19 protein-coding genes are annotated in these 22,852 nt (G+C 43.7%); 5 read left to right on the top strand and 14 right to left on the bottom strand.

Annotated features, from left to right (window positions below):
- Positions 1-3: 3 nt before the first annotated feature.
- The 9 genes from bamA to rpsB all read right to left on the bottom strand — a co-directional run bounded on the left by bamA (position 4) and on the right by rpsB (position 9,794).
- Positions 4-2,433 carry an outer membrane protein assembly factor BamA gene (gene bamA, locus OV592_RS13785; protein WP_406608977.1) on the bottom strand — a complete coding sequence of 810 codons (2,430 nt, stop codon included), beginning with the start codon at positions 2,431-2,433 and terminating at the stop codon, positions 4-6.
- Positions 2,434-2,460: 27 nt separating this feature from the next.
- Positions 2,461-3,813: a sigma E protease regulator RseP gene (rseP, locus tag OV592_RS13790; protein ID WP_406608978.1), complete on the bottom strand. Its 1,353-nt coding sequence runs from the start codon at positions 3,811-3,813 to the stop codon at positions 2,461-2,463.
- On the bottom strand, positions 3,810-5,012 hold the full coding sequence (gene ispC / locus OV592_RS13795) for a 1-deoxy-D-xylulose-5-phosphate reductoisomerase (RefSeq protein WP_406608979.1): 1,203 nt from the start codon (positions 5,010-5,012) through the stop codon (positions 3,810-3,812). Before ispC ends, rseP begins: the two co-directional genes overlap by 4 nt.
- 6 nt (positions 5,013-5,018) lie before the next feature.
- On the bottom strand, positions 5,019-5,861 hold the full coding sequence (locus OV592_RS13800) for a phosphatidate cytidylyltransferase (protein ID WP_406608980.1): 843 nt from the start codon (positions 5,859-5,861) through the stop codon (positions 5,019-5,021).
- A complete protein-coding gene (gene uppS, locus OV592_RS13805) occupies positions 5,854-6,645 on the bottom strand; it encodes a polyprenyl diphosphate synthase (protein ID WP_016401182.1) in 792 nt (263 codons plus the stop codon). Before uppS ends, OV592_RS13800 begins: the two co-directional genes overlap by 8 nt.
- 69 nt (positions 6,646-6,714) lie before the next feature.
- Entirely contained in the window at positions 6,715-7,272 is a 558-nt protein-coding gene (gene frr, locus OV592_RS13810) for a ribosome recycling factor (RefSeq protein WP_016401183.1), read from the bottom strand.
- Positions 7,273-7,283: 11 nt separating this feature from the next.
- Positions 7,284-8,033, bottom strand: a complete 750-nt coding sequence (pyrH, locus tag OV592_RS13815) for a UMP kinase (protein WP_040307020.1) — start codon at positions 8,031-8,033, stop codon at positions 7,284-7,286.
- A 75-nt stretch (positions 8,034-8,108) separates the two neighbouring features.
- Positions 8,109-8,957 (bottom strand): translation elongation factor Ts, encoded by an 849-nt coding sequence (gene tsf / locus OV592_RS13820; protein WP_016401185.1) that lies wholly within the window; start codon positions 8,955-8,957, stop codon positions 8,109-8,111.
- 102 nt (positions 8,958-9,059) lie between these two features.
- Complete coding sequence (rpsB, locus tag OV592_RS13825) at positions 9,060-9,794, bottom strand: 30S ribosomal protein S2 (RefSeq protein WP_016401186.1); 735 nt, start codon at positions 9,792-9,794, stop codon at positions 9,060-9,062.
- Positions 9,795-10,100: 306 nt separating this feature from the next.
- Between rpsB and map the strand changes: the two genes are divergently transcribed.
- From map to OV592_RS13845, 4 genes are all read left to right on the top strand, one after another.
- Positions 10,101-10,895 (top strand): type I methionyl aminopeptidase, encoded by a 795-nt coding sequence (gene map / locus OV592_RS13830; RefSeq protein ID WP_406608981.1) that lies wholly within the window; start codon positions 10,101-10,103, stop codon positions 10,893-10,895.
- A gap of 24 nt (positions 10,896-10,919) precedes the next feature.
- Complete coding sequence (gene glnD / locus OV592_RS13835; RefSeq protein WP_406608982.1) at positions 10,920-13,529, top strand: bifunctional uridylyltransferase/uridylyl-removing protein GlnD; 2,610 nt, start codon at positions 10,920-10,922, stop codon at positions 13,527-13,529.
- A gap of 36 nt (positions 13,530-13,565) precedes the next feature.
- Positions 13,566-14,603 carry a 2,3,4,5-tetrahydropyridine-2,6-dicarboxylate N-succinyltransferase gene (gene dapD / locus OV592_RS13840; protein WP_406608983.1) on the top strand — a complete coding sequence of 346 codons (1,038 nt, stop codon included), beginning with the start codon at positions 13,566-13,568 and terminating at the stop codon, positions 14,601-14,603.
- A gap of 190 nt (positions 14,604-14,793) precedes the next feature.
- On the top strand, positions 14,794-15,171 hold the full coding sequence (locus tag OV592_RS13845) for a DUF3461 family protein (RefSeq protein ID WP_016401191.1): 378 nt from the start codon (positions 14,794-14,796) through the stop codon (positions 15,169-15,171).
- A gap of 62 nt (positions 15,172-15,233) precedes the next feature.
- Here the strand turns inward: OV592_RS13845 and ptsG are convergent, their stop codons facing one another.
- Positions 15,234-16,814 (bottom strand): PTS glucose transporter subunit IIBC, encoded by a 1,581-nt coding sequence (gene ptsG / locus OV592_RS13850; RefSeq protein WP_406608984.1) that lies wholly within the window; start codon positions 16,812-16,814, stop codon positions 15,234-15,236.
- Positions 16,815-17,367: 553 nt separating this feature from the next.
- Between ptsG and lamB the strand changes: the two genes are divergently transcribed.
- Positions 17,368-18,660, top strand: coding sequence for a maltoporin LamB (gene lamB / locus OV592_RS13855; RefSeq protein ID WP_040307021.1), 1,293 nt, complete (start codon positions 17,368-17,370; stop codon positions 18,658-18,660).
- 316 nt (positions 18,661-18,976) lie between these two features.
- Here lamB and OV592_RS13860 read toward each other — a convergent pair whose 3' ends face one another.
- The 4 genes from OV592_RS13860 to OV592_RS13875 all read right to left on the bottom strand — a co-directional run bounded on the left by OV592_RS13860 (position 18,977) and on the right by OV592_RS13875 (position 22,840).
- A complete protein-coding gene (locus OV592_RS13860; RefSeq protein ID WP_406608985.1) occupies positions 18,977-19,975 on the bottom strand; it encodes a MalM family protein in 999 nt (332 codons plus the stop codon).
- Positions 19,976-20,065: 90 nt separating this feature from the next.
- Positions 20,066-21,352, bottom strand: coding sequence for a carbohydrate porin (locus tag OV592_RS13865; protein ID WP_406608986.1), 1,287 nt, complete (start codon positions 21,350-21,352; stop codon positions 20,066-20,068).
- Positions 21,353-21,771: 419 nt separating this feature from the next.
- On the bottom strand, positions 21,772-22,533 hold the full coding sequence (gene truC / locus OV592_RS13870) for a tRNA pseudouridine(65) synthase TruC (RefSeq protein ID WP_406608987.1): 762 nt from the start codon (positions 22,531-22,533) through the stop codon (positions 21,772-21,774).
- Positions 22,526-22,840, bottom strand: coding sequence for a YqcC family protein (locus tag OV592_RS13875; protein WP_406608988.1), 315 nt, complete (start codon positions 22,838-22,840; stop codon positions 22,526-22,528). The genes truC and OV592_RS13875 overlap by 8 nt, the downstream gene beginning before the upstream one ends.
- Between the last annotated feature and the right edge of the window lie 12 nt (positions 22,841-22,852).

Consider the following 22,852-nt stretch of genomic DNA (forward strand, 5'->3'; position numbering starts at 1 on the left):
AAGTTAAAAAGTTTGGCCAATGTTAAATGAGAAGGCTTCAGATCGATCCCCTTCATAACTCTTAATTGGCTTAGCAAATGAGAATACCAGTGGTCCCATAGGAGAGAACCATTGAATAGACACACCTACTGAGGCTCGAATTCGGTCCGGTGATGAATAATCACCAAAACGGTCACAATACCTAATACATTGCATTTGACTATAACGTTCATAATCAAACTCGGTATCCCAAACAGTACCAAAGTCTATAAACGCAGTGGTACGAACTTGACGAATATAAGCTTCGTCAAGAAATGGAGTTGGGAAGATGAGCTCTGCTGAACCTACCGCCAAAGCGTTACCGCCCACTGAATCATCAGACGCGGTAACATACGAACTACCATTATTATCTACTAAGTAAAGCGCACGTGGGCCCACGGTATTTGAACGGAAACCACGTAAGGTAGAATAACCACCGGCATAAAAGTTTTCGAAGAAAGGTAGAATTTGGTCATTACCTTCAAGCTGACCATAACCGTTGCCGTAGCCAACTTTACCTCTTACTGCAAACGCCCAATCGTGGTTGGTGGTAATAGGGAAGAAGTGACGCGTATCAAAGCTCATCTTAAAATACTGAATATCTGAGCCAGGAATGGTTATCTTAGTATCGAATTTCTGTGAAGAACCCGCTGTAGGCATAGAACCATTGTTTAAAGTATTGCGGCTCCAACCCAAGGTGGTATCCAAGGACCCAAAGGTTAACGATCCATCTTCATTTCGGTGTGGGGCATAAATATCCCAAAACTGTTGGATTTGCGCATAAGCGTTTAACTGCGAAATTTTATTTTGCTCTAAACCCAGACTCGCACTCAAACGGTTGTATTCGTTAATAGGGAAACCAAGGGTCCCACGTAAACCAATTGTTTCGTTGTTATAGTCTACAATATCGGCTTTTGACGCTTCAAAGTCGGTGTAGTAGAAGCGGCCACCAAAACTCACCCCGTCTTTTGTAAAGTAAGGGTCAGTAAAGTTAACATCAAAATTCTTAGAGTATTTGTTAGTACTTACATTAATTCCTGCTCGGTTACCGGTGCCCAAGAAGTTGTCTTGCTGTACACCAGCTGACAAGCTTAAGCCTGATTCGGTACCAAAGCCTACACCGGCATTAAACGACCCCGAAGGTTGCTCTTTAACAGTAAAATTGACATCCACTTGGTCATCAGAGCCCGGAATTTTCACTGTCTCTACATCAACCGTTTCAAAGAAGCCCAAACGGCTTAAGCGGGCTCTGGATTGCTCAACTAAGCGGCTTGATAACCAAGTACCTTCCATTTGGCGCATCTCACGGCGCAGTACTTCATCTTTGGTGATAGTGTTGCCGCTCACGTTGATTCGGCGAACGTAAACTCGATTACCAGGATCTATATTGATGTTAAGAACTACTGTTTTATCTTCATCATTAATTACTGGAAAAACATTAACTTGAGGATAAGCGTAACCATAGCGACCCAAGAATTTAGACAGTAATTCTTCAGTTTTAGTGACTTCAGCACCGCTATAAGTATCCCCTTGATTAATGCTCACTAAGCCATTTAGCTCTGCGCTCTTATCTAGGAGGTTACCCGCTAACTCGACTTTCTCTACCGTGTAGATCTCACCTTCATCAACATTAATGGTGATGTAAATGCCTTTCTTATCGGGCGTTAAAGCAACTTGAGTGGAATCAACTTTAAAGCGAATATAACCACGGTCATAGTAAAAGCTATTAATGGTTTCTAAATCGCCAGCTAGCTTTTGCTTTTGATACTTTTGGTCGGCAAGTACATTCCACCAAGGTGCACTATCGGTAAGCGTCATACGTTTAATTAGCTCACCAGAAGAAAACTTTTGGTTACCAATAATGTTAATTTGTTCAATTTCCGCAGATAAACCTTCTTGGAAATTAAACTTCAAATCAACTCGATTGCGCGGCAAGGGGGTAACAATCGCTTTAACCCGCGCACTGTACTTACCCACGCTGTAATAGAAGTCTTCAAGACTTTTTTCAATATTACGAAGATTAGTTTTATCTAAGGGCTCGCCTATTTTGATGCCCGATGAACGCAAAGACTCTTCGAGTTGTTCGGTCTTGATGTCTTTATTGCCAGAATACTCGATGTTACTAACGGTAGGCCTTTCAAGAACTTTGAATACCAATGCATCGCCGTCACGGAAAACTTGAACGTCTTCGAAGTTGCCACTGCGATACAAGCGCTTAATGCTGTCACTAACTTGAGAACTGTCTACCTCATCGCCAATACGTAAAGGTATTTGCAATAACGCGGCACCCAACGATACCCGTTGTAATCCCTCGATCCGAATATCTGCAACAGTAAACGCCGAATTTCCAGCGGCGAGAGTCGTTCCGGAGATGCAGGCTAGTAAAAGTCCAACAACCAACTGCTTTTTGAACATAAGAAAAAAGAACGTCCTATTTAATTGTTATAAGCGCATAAAATCATTAAAAATAGCAAGACTCATCAAAGCCATCACTAACACTGCACCAATCCTAAATCCAATTTCCTGCACACGCTCTGACACGGGTTTACCAGTTATGCCCTCAATGGCAAAAAATACTAGGTGGCCACCATCTAGCACTGGCAAGGGAAACAAATTAATAATGCCTAAGTTAATACTCACCAAGGCAACAAAACCTAAAAAATAAACCAAGCCGTAGTCGGCGGTAGCTCCAGCACCTTTAGCGATAGATATTGGACCGCTAAGGTTATCTAATGAAACCACGCCTGTCACCAATTTACCGATCATAGATACGGTCAATTTGCTTAAATGCCAAGTTCGTTCGAGAGATTTGCCAAACGCATCAAAAAAACCGTAATGCAAATCAATTCTATACTTTTCTGGGAACTCAGATACTTCAGGTGCTAAACCCACATAGCCGCTTTCTTTCCCTTGGTATTCTCTGGCCTCAGGAGTCATGGTTAGCTGTACTTGGCTACCAGCACGCTCCACATCAACAACAATTGCCTGATGCGGCCTAGCTTGAACATAAGTAACAAAATCTTGCCAAGACGCGAGATTAACGCCATCTAGTGCTACCAGCTTATCGCCTTCTAACAAACCGGCCTCTGCGGCAGGTTTACCAGCAACTACCTTGGCAACGTTCATCGAGATGCTTGGGCTGAATGGTTGTAGGCCTAAACTAATAATCGGGCTTTGCTGCTCACTGTCCAACTGCCACTCACGAATGTCCAAATAAGCCATTTGAGTTTGTTGGGTTTCGGTGTCTTGTACTTCCACGGCGATCGACTCATTACCAAGCTGGCTAACCAAGGCTAAGTTAACGCTTTCCCAATCCAGCGTTTTCTGGCCGTCAATCATGATAATCTCGTGACCCGAACGAAGACCAGCTTGCTCAGCAATGCTGTTAGGTGCAACGCCACCTAGAACCGGTTTGACCGAAGGAACGCCAATAACAAACATCAGCCAGAAAGCTAATATAGCCAACAAGAAGTTAGCAATAGGACCAGCCGCGACAACCGCACTGCGCTGACCCAATGTTTTATTATTAAAGGCTTGAGAGCGAAGCTCGGCAGGCACTTCGGCAACTCGTTCATCGAGCATTTTTACGTAGCCACCAAGCGGGATCATTGCCACCACATACTCAGTACCATCTTTAGCCGTCTTGCGCCAAAGCGCTTTACCAAAACCTATTGAGAAACGCTCTACTTTAACGCCACAACGACGGGCAACCCAAAAGTGGCCAAACTCATGCACCGTTACCAAAATGCCTAGGGCAATAATAAAAAAGCTGGTATTCCAAATCACTTCGTTCATGCACAGATCCTTTTAACCGCTGCATCAGCATGCATTCGCGCCCTTTGGTCGACCTCTAGTAAAACTGAAAGTTCAGTTTCGGCGCCCATATAACTCTGTTTATCCAAGCAAGTGGCGACAACTTCAGCAATCTGGGTGAATTTTATCCGCTCTGCCAAAAATGCTTCTACGGCGATTTCGTTCGCCGCATTTAAGCAAGTCGTAGCAGTTTGGCTGTCATAACAGGCATCGATAGCCAATTTCAAACAAGGGTATTTGGCGTAATCAGGTGGAATAAAGCTCAATTCACCAATGCTGAAGAAATCCAAAGCCTCTACCCCAGAAACCTGCCGTTGTGGGTATGCCATCACATGGGCGATTGGTGTAGCCATATCCGGTTGGCCCATTTGCGCCAACACTGACCCATCACAGTACTGCACCATGGAGTGAATAATGGACTGGGGATGAATGATTACATCTATCTGATTAGGTTGAGTATTAAACAAGCGCTTTGCTTCAATATACTCTAAACCTTTATTCATCATGGTGGCTGAATCTACTGAGATCTTTTGCCCCATCGACCAATTTGGATGTGCGCAAGCTTGCGCTGGGGTTACCGAGGACAAGCTAGCCAACTCAACGTATCTAAAAGGCCCGCCAGAACCGGTAAGCAAAATTTTACTTACGCCAGCCTCAGACAAATTACAATAACCAAGCTGCTGTTGGACTTGTTCCGGCATACATTGGAATATCGCATTATGTTCACTATCGACTGGTAGAATTTGAGCACCGCTTCTTTGCGCCGCTTCCATAAAGATAGCGCCGCTCATTACCAAGGCTTCTTTATTAGCCAGCAGCACCGTTTTGCCAGCCTCTACAGCAGCTAACGTAGGTAATAAACCAGCAGCGCCAACAATTGCAGCCATCACCAATTCAACTTCAGTGGCCTTAACCATCTCAGCAATGGCGTTGCTGCCGCTAGGCACCTCTACTTTAAGAGACTCCGCTTTAATCGCTTCACGTAATTTTTGATTACTAGGTTCGTCGGCCATTAATGCATATTGAGGTGAAAACTCACGACAAATATCCAACATAGCGCTTAGGTTTTTTCCACCAGTCACACCAAACAAAGCAAAGCTCTCAGGGTTTTCGCGGATAACTTTAAGGGTGCTACTACCAATCGAGCCGGTTGCGCCAAGAATAACCAATTGCTTGCTCATCAAGGGCTACATCCAATGAAGGAAGAAAAAAGCGAATACCGGCATCGCTGCAGTCATGCTGTCAATGCGATCAAGCAGGCCGCCATGGCCAGGAAGCAAACTACCACTGTCTTTTATTCCGGCTTGACGCTTGAACATGCTTTCAACCAAATCACCCACTACCGAGGCTAAAACGGTAAATCCACTGGCTATCACCAATACCCACTCTTTGCCTTGTGGTATATCTAAAAAGATAAATGCGCCCAAAGTAACCAACGCTGCAACCGCAAAGCCACCTAGCAAACCTTCAATGGTTTTCTTCGGGCTAACATTTTTAGCCAACTTACGTTTACCAAAACGTTTACCGGCGAAGTATGCCCCGGTATCTGCGGCCCAAACTAGCAGTAATACGTAAAGCACCCAAGCACCACCAACGGCTGGATTGTTCGGGTCTACTGAACGTAAAAAGACTAAAGACCAAAAGAATGGAAGTAGCACTACCAACCCAACTAACAGCTTAAAAATGCTGCTGTTGTGCCAAAACGTCGCCGAATGAGGATAGCTGGAGAGCAAATACAAACTACTTAGCCACGCAGCTACAGCAAGGCCCAGCATGGCGCTAAACCAAATTGAATGTGCCAAACTGTCTAGCGGGAGTTGCCACAAGCTAAACCCAAAAACCAAAGAAAAAACAACAAAAAAGCTCAAACGCTTTGAACCTTGGTCAGACACCACTCTAGCCCACTCTCTGGCTGCTAACACCAGCACTAATGCAAACACCAGCGCTAAGCCAAACAGTGGTAACATGAAAATTGCAGCTAGGGCCAAAGGCGCTAATATCAGCGCCGTTATGATTCTTTGCTTAAGCAAAATGATCCTCATTTTTTTGATTATCTATCAACAAAGCTTGTACCTGTTCCCCAGTACAACCAAAGCGACGCTCGCGGCTAACAAATGCAGCAATGGCCTCGCCAAATGCATCTTCGTCAAAGTCTGGCCACAACACATCACTAAAGTAAAGCTCTGCATAAGCGGTTTGCCATAGCAAAAAGTTACTAATTCGGTGATCGCCACCGGTACGGATTAACAAATCCACATCGCCAACCGTATCACTGTCCATTAATGCCGAGATATGCTCTTCGCTAATATCTTGTGCATCTAAGTGTCCTTTCTTAACTTGCTCTGCAAGTTGTTTGCTAGCGTTTACAATGTCCCAACGACCGCCATAGTTAGCCGCAATATTTAGCACCAAACCATCGTTTGTGGCAGTTTCATTTTGAGCAATGGCAATACGCTTTTGCAATTTTTCGCTAAAGCGAGAAGTATCACCAATTATTCTTAGTTGTACATTATTGTTTTTCAGTTTTTTAACTTCTCGTTGCAAAACTGTCAAAAACAAGTTCATTAAGCTTGACACTTCTTCTTCTGGGCGTCGCCAGTTCTCGCTGCTAAAGGCAAACAAGGTTAATGACTTTACGCCAAGTTGGGTGGCAAAACTTACAGCCCGTCTTACAGACTTCACCCCTGCTTGATGGCCAAACATGCGCAATTTACCACGTTGCTGAGCCCAGCGCCCGTTGCCATCCATAATGATGGCAACATGCTTTGGCATAGCATCTTTCACGGCTAACTGCTGCGCTTCAGGTAAGGTCATAATTCACTACTCTTACTTACAAAAAAAAACCGTGTAACAAGACACGGCTATTTTCAATCGTTGAATCGATTAAACTTCCAGCAATTCAGCTTCTTTTGCGGCTAAGGCTTCATCAACTTGCTTAACTGCTGCATCAGTGATTTTTTGAATTTCGTCTTGTGCACGACGATCATCATCTTCACCAATTTCTTTTTCTTTTAGTAGTTCTTTTACATCGCTGTTGGCATCACGGCGAATGTTACGAATAGCCACACGAGCTTGTTCTGCTTCCGCGCGAACAATCTTAATTAAGTCGCGACGACGCTCTTCGGTTAGCATTGGTAATGGAATGCGAATTAGCGTACCAGCAGAAGAAGGGTTTAGGCCCAAATCTGAACTCATAATGGCTTTTTCTACTGCGCTAATTAGGCTAGCATCAAAAACGGTTACGGTTAGCGTGCGCGAGTCTTCAGTTGATACATTACCAACTTGCTTTAACGGCGTATCTACACCGTAATATGGCACCATAATCCCGTCTAGTAGACTTGTGTGGGCGCGGCCTGTACGAACCTTAGACATTTGAGACTTCAAAGACTCAATGCTTTTACCCATGCGTGTTTGAGCATCTTGTTTGATTTCGTTAATCACGATAACTATCCCTACTCTGTTTCTGTTTTATTTGATACGTGACAGATAGTGGTGCCTTCATCTGCGCCCATAACAACATTCTTTAAACTGCCAGGTTTGTTCATGTTAAATACACGAATTGGCAAGTTATGGTCTCGCGCTAAAGTGAATGCGGCTAAATCCATCACTTTTAATTCTTTGTCTAGTACTTCAGCGTAATCCAGCTCACTGTATAAAGTGGCTGCAGGGTCTTTTACAGGGTCGGCAGTAAATACGCCGTCTACTTTAGTGCCTTTAAGCACTGCTTCAGCTTCAATCTCAATGCCACGTAAACACGCTGCAGAGTCTGTTGTGAAGAAAGGATTACCCGTACCCGCTGAGAAAATAACAACTTTACCGGCTTTCAGGTTGCTAATAGCATCTGCCCAGTTGTAAGAATCACACACGCCATTTAGCTCAATGGCCGACATCAAGCGCGCGTTCACAAAATTTCTATGTAATGCATCACGCATAGCTAAGCCGTTCATCACGGTTGCTAGCATGCCCATGTGGTCGCCCACTACACGGTTCATACCTGCTTTTGCAAGGCCTTCGCCTCGAAACAGGTTACCACCACCAATAACTAGCCCAACTTGGATACCTAATTCTACTAACTCTTTAATTTCAAGAGCCATACGGTCCAATACTTTAGGGTCAATACCAAAACCTTCATCACCCATTAGGGCTTCACCTGAAAGTTTTAAAAGAATGCGACGATATGCAGGTTTAGGATTGGTGCTCATAGCGATGATGATCTCTCTTATCTAGAAATACAAGAAGGTTGCGGCATGATACCGCAACCTGAAGAACAACTAAAATTACTTTTTAGCTGCAGCGATTTGCGCAGCAACTTCTGCAGCAAAATCTTCTTCTTTCTTCTCAATGCCTTCGCCAACTTCTAGGCGAATGAAACCAGCAACAGAAGCACCTTTCTCTTTCAAGATAGCACCAACAGTTTTCTTAGGCTCCATGATGAACGCTTGGCCAGTTAATGAGATTTCACCGGTGAATTTCTTCATACGGCCAGTCACCATTTTCTCGGCGATCTCAGCTGGTTTGCCTTCGTTCATAGCAATTTCGATTTGTAGCTTTTTCTCTTTTTCTACAACGTCGGCTGGTACGTCTTCAGGAGATAAAAACTCTGGCTTAGAAGCAGCAACGTGCATTGCAACGTGCTTAAGAGTTTCAACATCAGCTTCACCAGTTACAGCAACACCAATACGCTCACCGTGACGGTAAGAAGCAATTGGAGCACCGTCTAAGTACTCAACGCGACGAATTGAGATGTTTTCACCGATTTTAGCAACCAGTTGAACACGCTCTTCTTCGAAGTTTGCTTTCAAAGTTTCGATGTCAGTTTTTTCTGCAGCTGCAGCTTCAGCTACTTTTTCAGCGAACGCTGTAAAGTTGCCATCTTTAGCTACAAAGTCAGTTTGACAGTTAACTTCTAGTAGGGCTGCAAAACCAGCGCCTTCTTTAATAATAATCGCGCCGTCAGCTGCAATGTTGCCCGCTTTTTTAGCCGCTTTAGCAGCACCGCTCTTACGCATATTATCAATCGCTAACTCGATGTCACCATCAGTTTCAGTCAACGCTTTTTTACAATCCATCATGCCTGCGCCGGTACGGTCGCGCAGTTCTTTTACTAGGGCAGCAGTAATTGCCATTTGTTTGATCCTCGACTGTTTATCGGATAAAACTCAGGGGACAAGCTTGTCCCCTGCTAATCATCAAGCTTACTCAGTATAAATGCTGTTTATTGCATTTAATTACTCAGCAGCTTCCTCTACGAAACCATCTTCTTCAGCTTGTACTACGATGTCGTCTTGACGACCTTCGATAACAGTATCAGCAGCTGCGCCAAGGTACAATTTAATTGCACGGATAGCATCGTCGTTACCAGGAATGATGTAATCAACACCGTCTGGTGCAGAGTTAGTATCAACTACAGAGATAACTGGGATACCTAGGTTGTTTGCTTCGCGAATAGCGATGTGCTCGTGTTCAGCATCGATTACAAACAATACGTCTGGTAAACCGCCCATGTTTTTGATACCGCCAAGGCTTTTCTCAAGCTTTTCCATTTCGCGAGTACGCATAAGCGCCTCTTTTTTGGTTAGCTTTTCGAAAGTACCGTCTTGGCTTTGAGCTTCTAGATCTTTTAGACGCTTGATAGATTGACGAACTGTTTTCCAGTTAGTCAACATACCACCTAACCAACGGTGGTTAACGTAGAATTGATCTGAACGAAGTGCTTCAGTTTTGATGGTGTCACCAGCAGCGCGCTTAGTACCAACAAAAAGAACTTTACCTTTCTTAGATGCAACTTTCTTAAGAACAGACATTGCATCATTAAACATAGGTACAGTTTTTTCTAAGTTAATGATATGAACTTTGTTACGAGCACCAAAAATGAAAGGCTTCATTTTTGGGTTCCAGTAACGAGTTTGGTGACCAAAGTGTACGCCTGCTTGAAGCATATCGCGCATTGAAACGTTTGCCATTATAATTTCCTCAAATGGGGTTAGGCCTCCACACATCCCATTTTACCGACCAGACCAAATTGCCCAGCACCCCGGAAAACGTGACGATGTGTGTGTGTGTTTAAAATATAAATATTTAATTTATGTAAGCATCCACGCTAATTCGAAAACTAGAGTAATGACTTACGGCGCGCTTTATACCATAAATAGCGATATTGATAAAGCTAAGGCTAAACTTTTCGTTAATTTTTCTAGCTACTACAACTCCCCTCGCCCTTACGGTAAACTAGCGGCAAAACCAAGGTAAACACTCAACTATTAGTACTCATGAGCATAGTAATAAAAACCCCAGAACAAATTGAAAAGATGCGCGTTGCTGGTCGCCTAGCGGCAGACGTTCTCACCATGATCGCCCCTTATGTGAAGGTTGGCGTTAGCACCGATGAACTTAATCAACGCTGCCATGACTACATAGTAAACGAGCAAGGGGCTATTCCTGCGCCACTAGATTACCATGGCTTTCCTAAATCAATCTGTACCTCGGTAAACGATGTGGTATGTCATGGCATTCCATCTAGTACCCATATTTTGCAAGATGGCGATGTAATCAACATCGATATCACCGTAATAAAAGACGGTTATCACGGCGATACCTCCAAAATGTTTTTAGTGGGTAATGCCTCACCTGCCGATAAACTGTTATGTCGCGTGACTCAGCAAGCGCTCTACCAAGCCATTAAAGTGGTAAAACCTGGCAATAAAGTCAGCGACATAGGTAATGCAATTCAAAAATACTTGAAAAAAGGCAACTATCGCTACGGCATTGTCGATAATTTTTGTGGCCACGGTATTGGTGAAGGTTTCCATGAAGATCCACAAATCATGCATTACCGCAACAACGACCGAACGGTATTAAAAGCAGGCATGTGCTTTACCATTGAACCGATGATCAACCAAGGCAAAAAAGGCAACTGGGTTGACGAAGAAGATGGCTGGACAGCGCGCACCAATGACGGCAAAAACTCTGCTCAGTGGGAGCACACGCTGTTAGTCACTAATGACGGTGTTGAAGTGTTAACACTTCGTGACGAAGAAGACTTACCACGTATTATTAAACACTAACCAACGGGTCTTAGAGGTATAGTCATGGAAACGACGTTAGCAGCACCGCCTTTGCCCTGCGTAGAAGAGATATCGCTTAAAAGTAGTAAGCGATATCTAGACGAACTGCAAGAGTACTTAGCCGATCAGTTCAATCAGGGCGTGCATGTCGTTGAGTTAGTGCAGTTGCGCTCTCAACAAATGGACTTGTTACTTAACTGTTTGTGGAAGCATTTTGGTTTAGCCGATCACCCAGAGCTCTCGTTGCTTGCCGTAGGTGGTTATGGCCGTGGTGAACTTCACCCTCGTTCAGATATCGACATTCTTATTCTCACTCGAGAGCAAGTAAAACCAGCAATAGCAGAAAAAATATCAGCGTTTATTACCTTACTGTGGGATATACGCTTAGATGTAGGCCAAAGTGTACGCACGCTCAAAGTGTGTTTAGAGCTAGGTTTAGAAGACATTACCATTGCCACCAACTTACAAGAGTCACGTTTACTGTTTGGTGATAAAGCACTGTATCAAGAGCTCTGTATGGCCGTTTGCGCCGACAGTTTTTGGCCTAGCGAAGCTTTTTTCCGCGCCAAAAAGGATGAGCAACTAAGTCGTCACCGCCAATACAAAGGTAATGCGTATTCCTTAGAACCAGATATTAAAGCTAACCCTGGTGGCTTACGTGATATTCAAACGATTTGTTGGGTAGCCGGCCGCCATTTTGGCAGTAGCGACTTAGATGAACTCACTAAACAAAACTTCCTTACTTTAGCAGAGTGCAGAGAACTGCAAGATTGTCGAGATTTTTTGTGGCGAGTACGCTTTGCGCTGCATATTCACTTGCCTAAAAGTGATGATCGTTTGTTATTTGACCGCCAGTTAGCAGTAGCTCAATCACTGGGTTATAGCGGTGAGCACAATGCGCCCGTTGAGCGTTTAATGAAGCACTTCTTCCAAACGGTGCGTCGAATTTCTGAATTAAATGAAATGCTACTGCAGCTCTTCGATGAAGCGATCCTTGGTAACACCGCCATGGATGTTCAGCCAGTCGATGAAAACTTCATGCTACGTGGCAACCTAATTGATAGCGCTAATGGCCAGCTATTTTTAGAACAACCTGAACAAATTTTGGTGATGTTTTTACACATTGCCGATAATCCGAAGATTACCGGTATTTACTCAGCAACCTTGCGCCAGTTGCGCGAAGCGAGACGCAGGCTAACCCATTGGTTGCAAGATATACCAGAGTGTCGCCGCTACTTTAGACGCCTTATTAAGCATCCTAACGTGACTGGGTTACCACTGACCTTAATGCACCGCTATGGGGTTTTATCAACCTATTTCCCTGCTTGGAGCCGCATTGTTGGTCAGATGCAATTTGATTTGTTCCACGCTTTCACAGTTGATGAACATACCCATCGCCTGATTAACAAAATTCATTCGTTTAATGATGAAAAAACCAAAGAGGTTCACCCTCTTTGTTGCCAAGTATACCCGCGTTTAGAACGACCTGATTTATTGGCTTTAGCAGCAATTTTTCATGATATTGCTAAAGGACGCAAAGGCGATCACTCAACCTTGGGTGCGGTAGATGCCGAAGAGTTCTGTTTGGCTCATGGTTTTAGTAAACCCTCCGCTCGTACCGTAGCGTGGCTAGTTAAGCACCACTTATTGATGTCGGTAACCGCTCAACGCCGCGATATTTATGATCCTGAAGTGATTACCGAGTTTGCTAAGGTTGTACGTGATCAGCGCCACCTAGACATGTTGCTTTGTTTAACGGTAGCTGATATTTGCGCAACCAATGACGACACCTGGAACAGCTGGAAGCGAACCTTATTAAGCGAACTTTATAATTCGACACAAAAAGCCTTACGAAGAGGCTTGGAAAATCCTGTCGATATTCGTGGGGTGATTAGAGATAAGCAGAAGAAAGCCATTCAGCAATTAGAACTTAAAGGCTATTCAGAAGAGCAAGTACGCGGCTTATGGCAGCGTTTTAGGGCCGATTACTTTCTGCGCCACACTCCTCAGCAAATTGCTTGGCACAGCGACCACTTGTGGGGCCACAGCGAAGACCAGCCTTTAGTATTGGTTAGTCGGCGCGCAACTCGCGGGGGCACAGAGATATTTATCCATTGCCAAGATATACCGCATTTATTCGCATCAGTTGCCGCTGAACTAGATCAAAAGAATTTGAATATTCATGATGCGCAGATCATGTCGAGCCGTGATGGTTTTGTACTTGATACCTTTGTGGTGCTCGATCACGAGGGCGAACCTCTCTCACTAGAGCGCGGTATTTTGCTGCAACAAACATTGGCCGAAAAGCTCCATGTTGCTGCGCCAATTGATTTGAAACAGCGCCGTGTGCCACGCCAAGTGCAGCAGTTCTCTATCGCGCCTCGTGTAGAGTTTTTGCCCACTAAAGGCAATCGAACCTTGATTGAGGTTGTCGCCTTGGATAAGCCTGGTTTATTGGCTAAAATTAGCGCCGTATTTCAATCCTTTAATTACACGATTCACGCAGCTAAAGTCACCACCATTGGTGAGAAAGCAGAAGATTTCTTCAGTATTAGTAACTGTGAACGTGAAAAGCTAAGTCCAGAGCAAAAGCAGCAGCTTAAGAGCATTCTGGAACAAGCACTCAAACAATAATATTTAGCAAGCTCAACCACTATTTTGGAGACAATCATGTCTAAAGACTTTTTTAGTTACGCCGTTGGTGTGGGAAGTAAAAACGCAAATGGCCAATGGCTAGAAGTTTTTTACCCTGCTCCGGTTTTAAACCCAAGCGAAGCAGAAGTATCAGGCCTAACTAAAGGTTTAGATTACAACAACGGCAAACAAGACATTGAACTAGACGATGCAGCATTAAACATCTTAATCGCCAATGCTGAAGCTCTAGGTTTAACAGCGCAAGTAACAGCGCTTAACGCTTTATTAGGCAGCAAACAGCCTCGCGTTTTATGTTTACTAAGCCAAGATGATGCAGCTGCTTCAACACCAGAAGCTTACCTTAAACTGCACCTACTCTCTCACCGCTTAGTTAAACCTCACGGTACCGATTTAAGTGGCATTTTTGCGGTACTTCCTAACGTAGCGTGGACTAACCAGGGTGCTATTGATCTAGCCGAGTTACCAGCTCGCCAGTTAGAAGCGCGTGCTAAAGGTGAACTACTACAGGTTACTTCTGTAGATAAGTTTCCGAAAATGGCTGACTACGTGGTACCAAGTGGCGTGCGTATTGCGGCAACTTCACGGGTGCGTCTAGGTGCTTACATCGGCGAAGGCACTACCATTATGCACGAAGGTTTCTGTAACTTTAATGCAGGTACTGCAGGCACTAGCATGATCGAAGGCCGTATCTCTGCTGGAGTATTTGTAGGTAAAGGCTCTGATTTAGGTGGTGGTTGTTCAACCATGGGTACCCTGTCAGGCGGTGGTAACATTGTTATCGCAGTAGGTGAAGAATCGCTAATTGGGGCAAACGCTGGTACTGGCATCCCACTAGGAGACCGCTGTACCATTGAGTCTGGCCTGTACATTACCTCAGGTACCAAAGTGGTGCTAATAGACGAAAACAAGCAACAAGCAGGCACCATTAAAGCCCGTGAGCTTGCAGGTAAATCAGATCTGCTATTCCGCCGTAATAGCCTTACTGGCGCAATCGAATGTTTAACCAACAAAACGGCGATTGCCTTAAACGAAGAGCTACACGCACATAACTAAGCTAAAACGGCTCAAGTTACTGCGGTAGCTTGAGCCTACTTTCCCTCTTTAATTCCTCCACATAAAAAGCCCACTAGTTCACACTCCTTCTACGCGTAATGAGCTATGCTGCAATATACAGGCTCTGCAGAACAATGCGGCGGCGACTGTTTCTAGCAATAGAATGACAATTCGTTATGAAGGAAATTTTATGTACAAAAATCTAAAAAGTATTGGCATTACCAACCCAAGCGACATTGAACGTTACAGCCTCCGCCAAGAAGCCAATTCTGATACGCTCAAGATTTACTTCCATAAGGAAAAAGGTGACTTTCTCACCCGCAGTGTAAAATTCAAATATCCAAGGCAGAAAAAAACGGTACTCATTGATGGTGGTCGCGGCACTTACAAAGATACTACTGAAATAAATGCTAACCTTCGATTTATCGTAGAAGAACTGGATAAAATTACTCGCAGAGACCAACAAGAAAAGGATACCAAACAACAAGTGCTTTCTGAGTTAAGACACTTAGAAAAAGTAGTATCGAACAAAATTGCTGAAATTGAGGCTAAACTAGAACGTTTATAAAGCTAAAAACAGATACAAAAAAGGAGGCGTAAGCCTCCTTTTTTTAACACTTACACTAAACCTTAAACGGTTGCTAGGTAAGCTTCCATATCAGTTTTCAAGTTGTCTGACTTAGTACCAAAGATAGCTTGAACACCTTGACCAGCAACTACTACACCTGCTGCACCTAAGCTCTTGAGCTTTGGTTGGTCAACAGATTCTACCGACTTAACCTGAATGCGTAAGCGAGTGATACAAGCATCTAGGCTAACAATGTTAGCTTTTCCGCCAAACGCTTCTACTAGGTTCTTAGACATTTCGTCTTCAGAAACCGCCGCTGTAGCAACTGTATCTTCTTCGTCTTCACGGCCTGGAGTTTTAAGGTCTAATTTGGCAATAACCACACGGAACACTGTGTAGTAAACCGCTGCGTAACCCAAACCAATTACAGGGAACAACCACATTTTCTGTGCATTGCTCGATAGTACAATGAAGTCAATTAAACCGTGAGAGAATGAGGTGCCGTGTACCATACCTAAAGTATTGGTAATTACGAAAGCCAAACCAGCTAATAAAGCGTGAATTACGTAAAGTACCGGAGCAACAAACAAGAACGCAAATTCAATTGGTTCGGTAATACCAGTTAGGAATGAAGTAAGCGCAGCCGAGATCATGATACCGCCAACTTTAGCGCGGTTCTCAGGTTTAGCAGCATGCCAAATTGCAATAGCAGCAGCAGGTAGGCCGTACATCTTAAACATGTAGCCACCAGCTAATTGACCAAAACCTGAAGTACTCGCTGTACGAGACGCTTCATCTGCAGACAAGTAACAAGTTAATACGCCGTTTAGTTGTTCGCCAGTCGCACTAACACAAGATCCAGCTTCGAAGAAGAATGGAACATTCCAAACGTGGTGCAATCCAAATGGAATTAGTGAGCGCTCAACCACACCGTAAATACCAAAGGCAAGCGTTGGGTTTTGCTCAGCAGCCCAGTGAGAGAACACAGCAATGCCATTACCGATTGGCGGCCAAATAATTGAAAGAATAACGCCTAGGAATATAGCTAAGAAACCAGTGATAATTGGCACACTTCGCTTGCCCGCGAAGAAGCCCAAGTAAGCAGGTAACTGAATGCGGAAGAAGCGGTTAAAAGTCCAACCCGCTACACCACCGGCTAAGATACCACCTAGAACACCAGTTGAGAATGTTTTAGAAATAGCATCGTTTAAGCGGTCTAACAGCCCTTGGTCAACAACCGTTAAGCCCTCTTGACTGCTACCAAATATGGAGTTCACGATGTCTAAATGAGAAGGGTTTAATGCCTCTCCAAGCTCAGGTAGCTTTGCAACAACACTGTTAAACTCAAGACCAGCCATTACGCTAATGGTGGCGCTCATAATCGCAAAGCCTACAATTGCGGCTAACGCGGCTACACCATCATTGTTGGTAAAACCTAAAGCAACACCAACGGCGAATAGTAGCGCCATGTTGCCGAATACTGCGTCACCAGCATTCATCATTAACTGCGAAATAATAGAAGGCATCCAACTAAAGTCGGCTGCACCTACACCAAGCAAGATACCCGCAACAGGTAGAACTGATACGGGTAGCATCAGTGCTTTACCTACCTTTTGCGCTTGCGCAAACAAATTTTTAAACATAGTGAGCTCCTAGGGGCTGATAGTAAACTAAATAAAGCCTTAGCCATTTTCCTTCAAAAGGCCAATTTTTAAGCGGCTTAAATATAATTATTTTGATGTTGCCGCTAAATTCGTTTTCTTACGATTTCAGGGCCTTAGTTTAGGCGGGTACGGAATAGAAAAATGCGATTTGGCACAAGTTAAACCTCACTTTTTGTAACACTTTGTAACACTTAATTTCAATTCAGATAAAAATGCCACATCGAGTAACTATTTCGTTTTATTCTCCTTCTACCTCCCTGTAAATCAACAAGCTATTAGCTTCCCCCAACACCCTAATAAAAAGAATATAAAACCGCAAACCCAACAAAAAAAAGAATAAAAAACCAGCAAATAAACCCAAAAAAGCACAAGAAAGGGTTTTCACACCGCAACTGTGAGTTTCCTCACACGACAAACCACAAAACTACTGAGACAATACTTTCGACATAATGTTCCACAGGAATTGGAATTTACAGAACAGGGTGCTTATTTATGTCCAAATTTGGAAATTAATACACATAAGGTTTATGTAATGAAATTAAAAACACTTTCGATCGCAGTAGCATCAGCCGCGATGTCAACTCAAGCAATTGCCGCAACACCAGAATTTAACGGTTACATGCGTTCAGGAATTGGCGCTACCGGTTCAGGCGGCGAGCAAATGTGCTTCCAAGCCGACGGCTCACCATATAAGCACCGTTTGGGTAACGAATGTGAAACCTATGCTGAAATCGCATTATCTGCGCCTTTGTATGAAGAAGGCAACAAAGCAATGGGTGTACATACCCTACTTGCTCACTCTGTGGACCAACGTAACGATTGGGAAGAAAGCCCTTCTGCAGTGCGCGAAATGTACGTTTCTGGCCAAAACATGGTTGAATCTTTCGAAGGTTCAAACCTTTGGGCTGGTAAGCGTTTTTACCAACGTCGTGACGTTCACCAAATTGATTACTACTACTTAGCAAATGCTGGTGCAGGTGCTGGTATCGAAAATATCGATGTAGGCTTTGCTAAGCTTTCTGCTGCATGGGTTCGTAATACTTCTGAAGCATTATTTGATGCCAACATTGCCGGCTCTGGCCAAACTATGGCTGATTTCTCTGGTAACAACTTAGATTTACGCCTAGACGGCATTTCTACTAACTCAAACGGCGAGTTGAGCTTAGTAGGTATTTACGGCATGTACTCTGAAGCGGCTGACCAAGATTTCAACATCGAAAACCAAAAAGACAACGGCGTGTTCGTGATGGCTGAGCACACTCAAGGTGATTTCTTTGGTGGCTTTAACAAGTTCTCTGTATCTTACGCAACAGACGCTATGGCAGGTATCGGCGCAAGTGGTCAACTTCGCGGGTTTGGCTACGAAAATATGGCTGACGAAGGTGATGATCCGGTTTACCGCACCGACAGCAATGAAGGCAGCTGGTACCGCTTACTAAACTGGGGTGTGGTTGATTTAGGCGAATCAACAGCTATGTCTTACGTAGTTAACTACGAAAACTACGATAAAGATGATAACAAAGGCTCTACCTTGTTCACTGTTGGTGTTCGTCCTCAGTACAACTGGAGCAATAACCTATCTACTATCTTAGACCTAGGCTACGATGTAGTTGAATTCCAAGATGCAGCTAAAGCTAATGGTAGCGAAGATAACAAACTAGCTAAAGTAACTATTGCCCAGCAGTGGCAAGCTGGTCCAAATGTATTTGCACGTCCAGCACTTCGTGCATTTGCAACTTACGCAAAATCAGACCAATACATCTCTCGTGACTCTAGCTCGAAAGATGAAGTAACCTTTGGTTTCCAAGCCGAAGCTTGGTGGTAAACACCAAATAATAAAAATGCCTATTTTTAGCCCTCATAAAGAGGGCTTTTTTATGCTAGTAAGTAAGTGAGTCACTCACCTTCACTACCCCCCCTAATGCTCTCATCGATAAGACTCGTAAAATAGCAACACTGATTAACGCAAAGAATTATGCGAACTGCCTTTTTGACTGACCCCAGATAAGCCTTTCCCCACCCTACTCACCGCACAAGAAGTTATGCTAAGGCCACAATAACTAAGCCCACCTGTTTCTACCGAATATCGGGCAACAAAAAAGCCAGCTTAACGCTGGCTTTATATCAAACTAAAAGAAGTGTTATTTGTTTTTCACTGCTTCAATAAAAGTATTTCTTGCTGAGCGTGAGCCTGCATATTCTGCTTCTTCTACCAACTTAAGCGCTTTTTCTACTTCGTCATTGTTAACCATGTCTTCAATTAACTTGTTGTAAAAAGCCTCTGTTTCGGGAAGCATCGCTTTTTTAAGTGTTCTATTATCAGAGCCACTTGAACTTGTTGATGAAACGGCCACTGCTGCTCCAGCGGAGCTTGCTGCTGCCACGGTTCCCTGACTAGAGGGAGAAGGAAGAGGCTCTTCTTTTTTCCCACCAAACCATGCTTGATCAGAAAAAACCGAAGAGTTGGCAGAGTTGAATGTCATATTCACCATTCCCATAGCGGAATGTGGAATTAGTGGATCAGGTAGACCTGGATCAGCTTTAGCCTGAGCTTTAGCATATGTCCTAGCTGGGTGCACAATTTGAGTCTCATCGCTCAATGATTGATCTGTCGTATATACAATCATGTAGCGTTCACGCTCTTCTGGTAAGCCCGACGCCAAGCGGATCTTAAAAGTAGCCGCTAACATATTGGGCTTAAAGTGTTTAGCCTCTACATACTTAAAAAAATCAGCGGGCAATACTCTTAATACTTCAAAATTCTCATTTAATAAAGCAACTGTGGGAGCAAAAACAGTTTCACCAATTTGCGCTTCTAGCGTAATAGGAATGTCTTCGCCCAGATCAGGCAACTTATAAGCCAATATAAAACTTTTTCCCGTATTGAACTGAAATGCTTGACGATTTTGGTCTATCGCTTCTTCAGCTTGGTAGTTATAACTAGTGGCTTTATAGCTGATATCTTGAAAACTATTACAACAAACTGGTGCCGAGTCTAATGTACGCCCTGTAACAAGGGTATCGGCGTATAGGTACCGAGTATCGGCGCCCCCGCTTAGCATAGAGCTATCTGAGCCAGAGCTACACGCTGTCAAACCTATCATTGAAGTTAGAACTACTACACCAAGTTTCGTTCTCATTACTACCTCCTCAAAACTAAAAGACCCTTAAAATATTCTATTTTAAGGGTCTTGACTAGCGTTCTAACTATTTAAGTTAAAAAGCAGTGTTTACCACCAAGCTTCAACTTGAGCGCCGTACATAAGGTCATTTTTCTCTTGAGCCATGTCGCCACCGAACTTCGCTACGAAGATACGGATTTCAGGACGTGCCCAGAAACCACCTTTCTCTTGAAGAGGAGACCAAGCTTGAGCTAATGCAACCTTGTTAAGGTCAGCACTTTCGCTCATCCATGGGTCTTCTGCATTGTAGTATGCAGCTTCAAGGATTGTGCTCATGGTGTTGTTCCACAAGTAACGAGGACGTATTGTTACGCCGTAACGAGTACCATCGCTCTTGTTGTTGTCACCCGCGTCATCTTGATCAAGTTGCGAGTAAAAAGCAGACCAACCCATATCTACATTGCTACCAAATTTAACCACACCGTGGTCAATGATACGCCATGATTTACGACCTAAGTCACCGCCACCACCGATGTTGTATGAATCACCTAAGTGGTTGTTCATACCGTAACCAGACCAACCGTAGCCTTCAGTAGAGTACTGAGCAACTAACTTGTTGAAACCACCTGGTAGACCAACAGCCCACTCAGCAGTTAACTGAACACCAGTTTTGTCGTTGTAGCTGCCATCAGTTTGAGCTTCTTCTTGAGCATCGCTTAGGTTAGCTTTGCCACCCATTGCGATTAGGTCGATAGAACCTAAACCGATATCAATACCACTTAAACGAACGTCTAATTGAGGAGTTGAAGTGAAAGGTTGGCTAGAGTCACCACCTACATCATGCCATTTGTTATGGCGTACAGCTACACCCAAACGAGCGAAGCCTAGGTCAATGCTATCAACACCAGCACCGTAACCAGAACCGTTTACGTAGTACCAGTCGTTGATGTGTACATCTTTACGACCGTAGTAACGGTTACCAGCCCAGATTTCTGTGCCGCTAGCCATAGTGTACTTAGCGTAAGCTTCACGGAAAGATAGACGTTGGCCAGACCATGGGTTCTCTGGGTCACCTACACCTTGCCAAGAGTTACCACGTTGGTCAGTGTTACCTTCTTGAGTACCGTAAGCAACTAAAGTGTGAATAGAGAACTTTTCACCAGTGTTACGTTCTACAACGTTTTGGCTCAATGCTAACTCTGCGTATGTATCACACTCATCACCTAAACGACCAACAACGTGAGCGTTAGGGCCACCATCACCATAACAGTACTGTGAACCACCATCAGCGTTTAAGCCGAAGCCAGCACGGAAGTAACCGTTGAAATCAAGAGCGAATGCGCTTGAAGAAATTGTTGCCGCAGTAACTGCAACAGCAAGTGTTTTCAGTTTCATAATCCTTTCCTTTTCCTTTAGAACTACTAAGTCCCTTACCTTATTTAGTAAGAGCCAGCGGTGCATTTGTAAGTGTGCTTATATCCGCTAACTGAGATGGATTATAGGGAGCCTATTTCCAGACAACTTTGAACTAGCTCACAGAATGATTTTTCTGAAAATCGCTTGAAAACAAGGGTTTCAGGGGTGAAAACAAGGTATGGATCACATCATCAAATAACCATAAGAAAAGCTATGAAAATGCTTTCAATCACAAAGAAAAGGCTTTCAGTAGGTTAATTACTAAAAAAAAACAAAATTTGAACTAATATTTAAGGTTAAGACCTAAAAAAAGTAATTTTTTTTCACGACCATGAAAGCCTTTTCAAAGTTCCAATTACCTTTCACAAGTGTGACGCAGATCACCAATAAAAAGGGAACTATTTCCAAGACATTCGCTTAAATAACTGTTTCCAGCGCTCGGGCAAGGGGCAATCAATGATGATTTCGTTGTCAGTATAAGGATGAACAAAGATTAATTGTTTAGAAAACAACCAAAGCCCAGGTAGCCCCAGCTCACGAAATAAGCGGTTGTGACGACCATCGCCGTAAGTGGTGTCACCGATAATATGATGACTTAGGTGATGCATGTGACGGCGCAATTGGTGCTTTCTTCCAGTTTTAGGTTTAAGTGACACCAAACTATATCGAGAAGTTGCAAATTTACCTGAAGGATAAGGTAACTCTGCTTTTTGTAATCCAGTGTAAAAAGTAAGGGCTGACTGGGCAGGTTTATCCTGCTGTGCCTTAGCATCCACCATTTTATCTAGCTTTTCCTTCAACGGATAATCTAGCTGGTGTTCCCCCTCTATATAACCTCTAACCAAAGCAAGATATTGCTTATCTATATGTTGTGCAGCAAATTGTTCGGAAAGCCTGCGGGCAGCTTCGGATGACTTAGCCATGATAAGTACACCACTGGTTGGTCTGTCTAGCCGGTGCACTGGGTAAACATATTGGCCAATTTGATCACGCAAAATCTGTAAAGCAAATTGGGTGGCTTCTTTAGCTATCCAACTTCGGTGAACTAACAATCCAACCGGTTTATATACCGCTACATAATGGTCATCTTCAAACAAGATCTGAAGTTGTTCAGGAATAGCTTCAACAATCTCTTCATTAAGCTTGGAGTCGTCAGTCATTACTTATCTCATCGATTGTTTTTATAATGGCCAGCAAGGGCTTAGCGTCAAATGCCAATTGCTTTACCGCCTCTTCTGCATAAGGGCTTATCTCAACTTTTTGAGGTAACGGTGCACCGAGTTCAATGAGTTCACGCATTTTAGGGATAAAAATAAACTGTAACCATTGCGGCAAACTTAAGGTGTCGATACAAAATGGCTGAGTACTAGCAAGTAGTTCGTTACTTGGTAGGGTGTTTTGCCAACTATTAGTTTGTTTTAAGCACTGCTCAAGTTCCAAAAGCAATGACATGATTTGTTGCGGCATCGTATTCATTAA

Source organism: Agarivorans sp. JK6 (genome assembly GCF_045277145.1).
In the GTDB taxonomy this organism is placed as follows: domain Bacteria; phylum Pseudomonadota; class Gammaproteobacteria; order Enterobacterales; family Celerinatantimonadaceae; genus Agarivorans; species Agarivorans albus.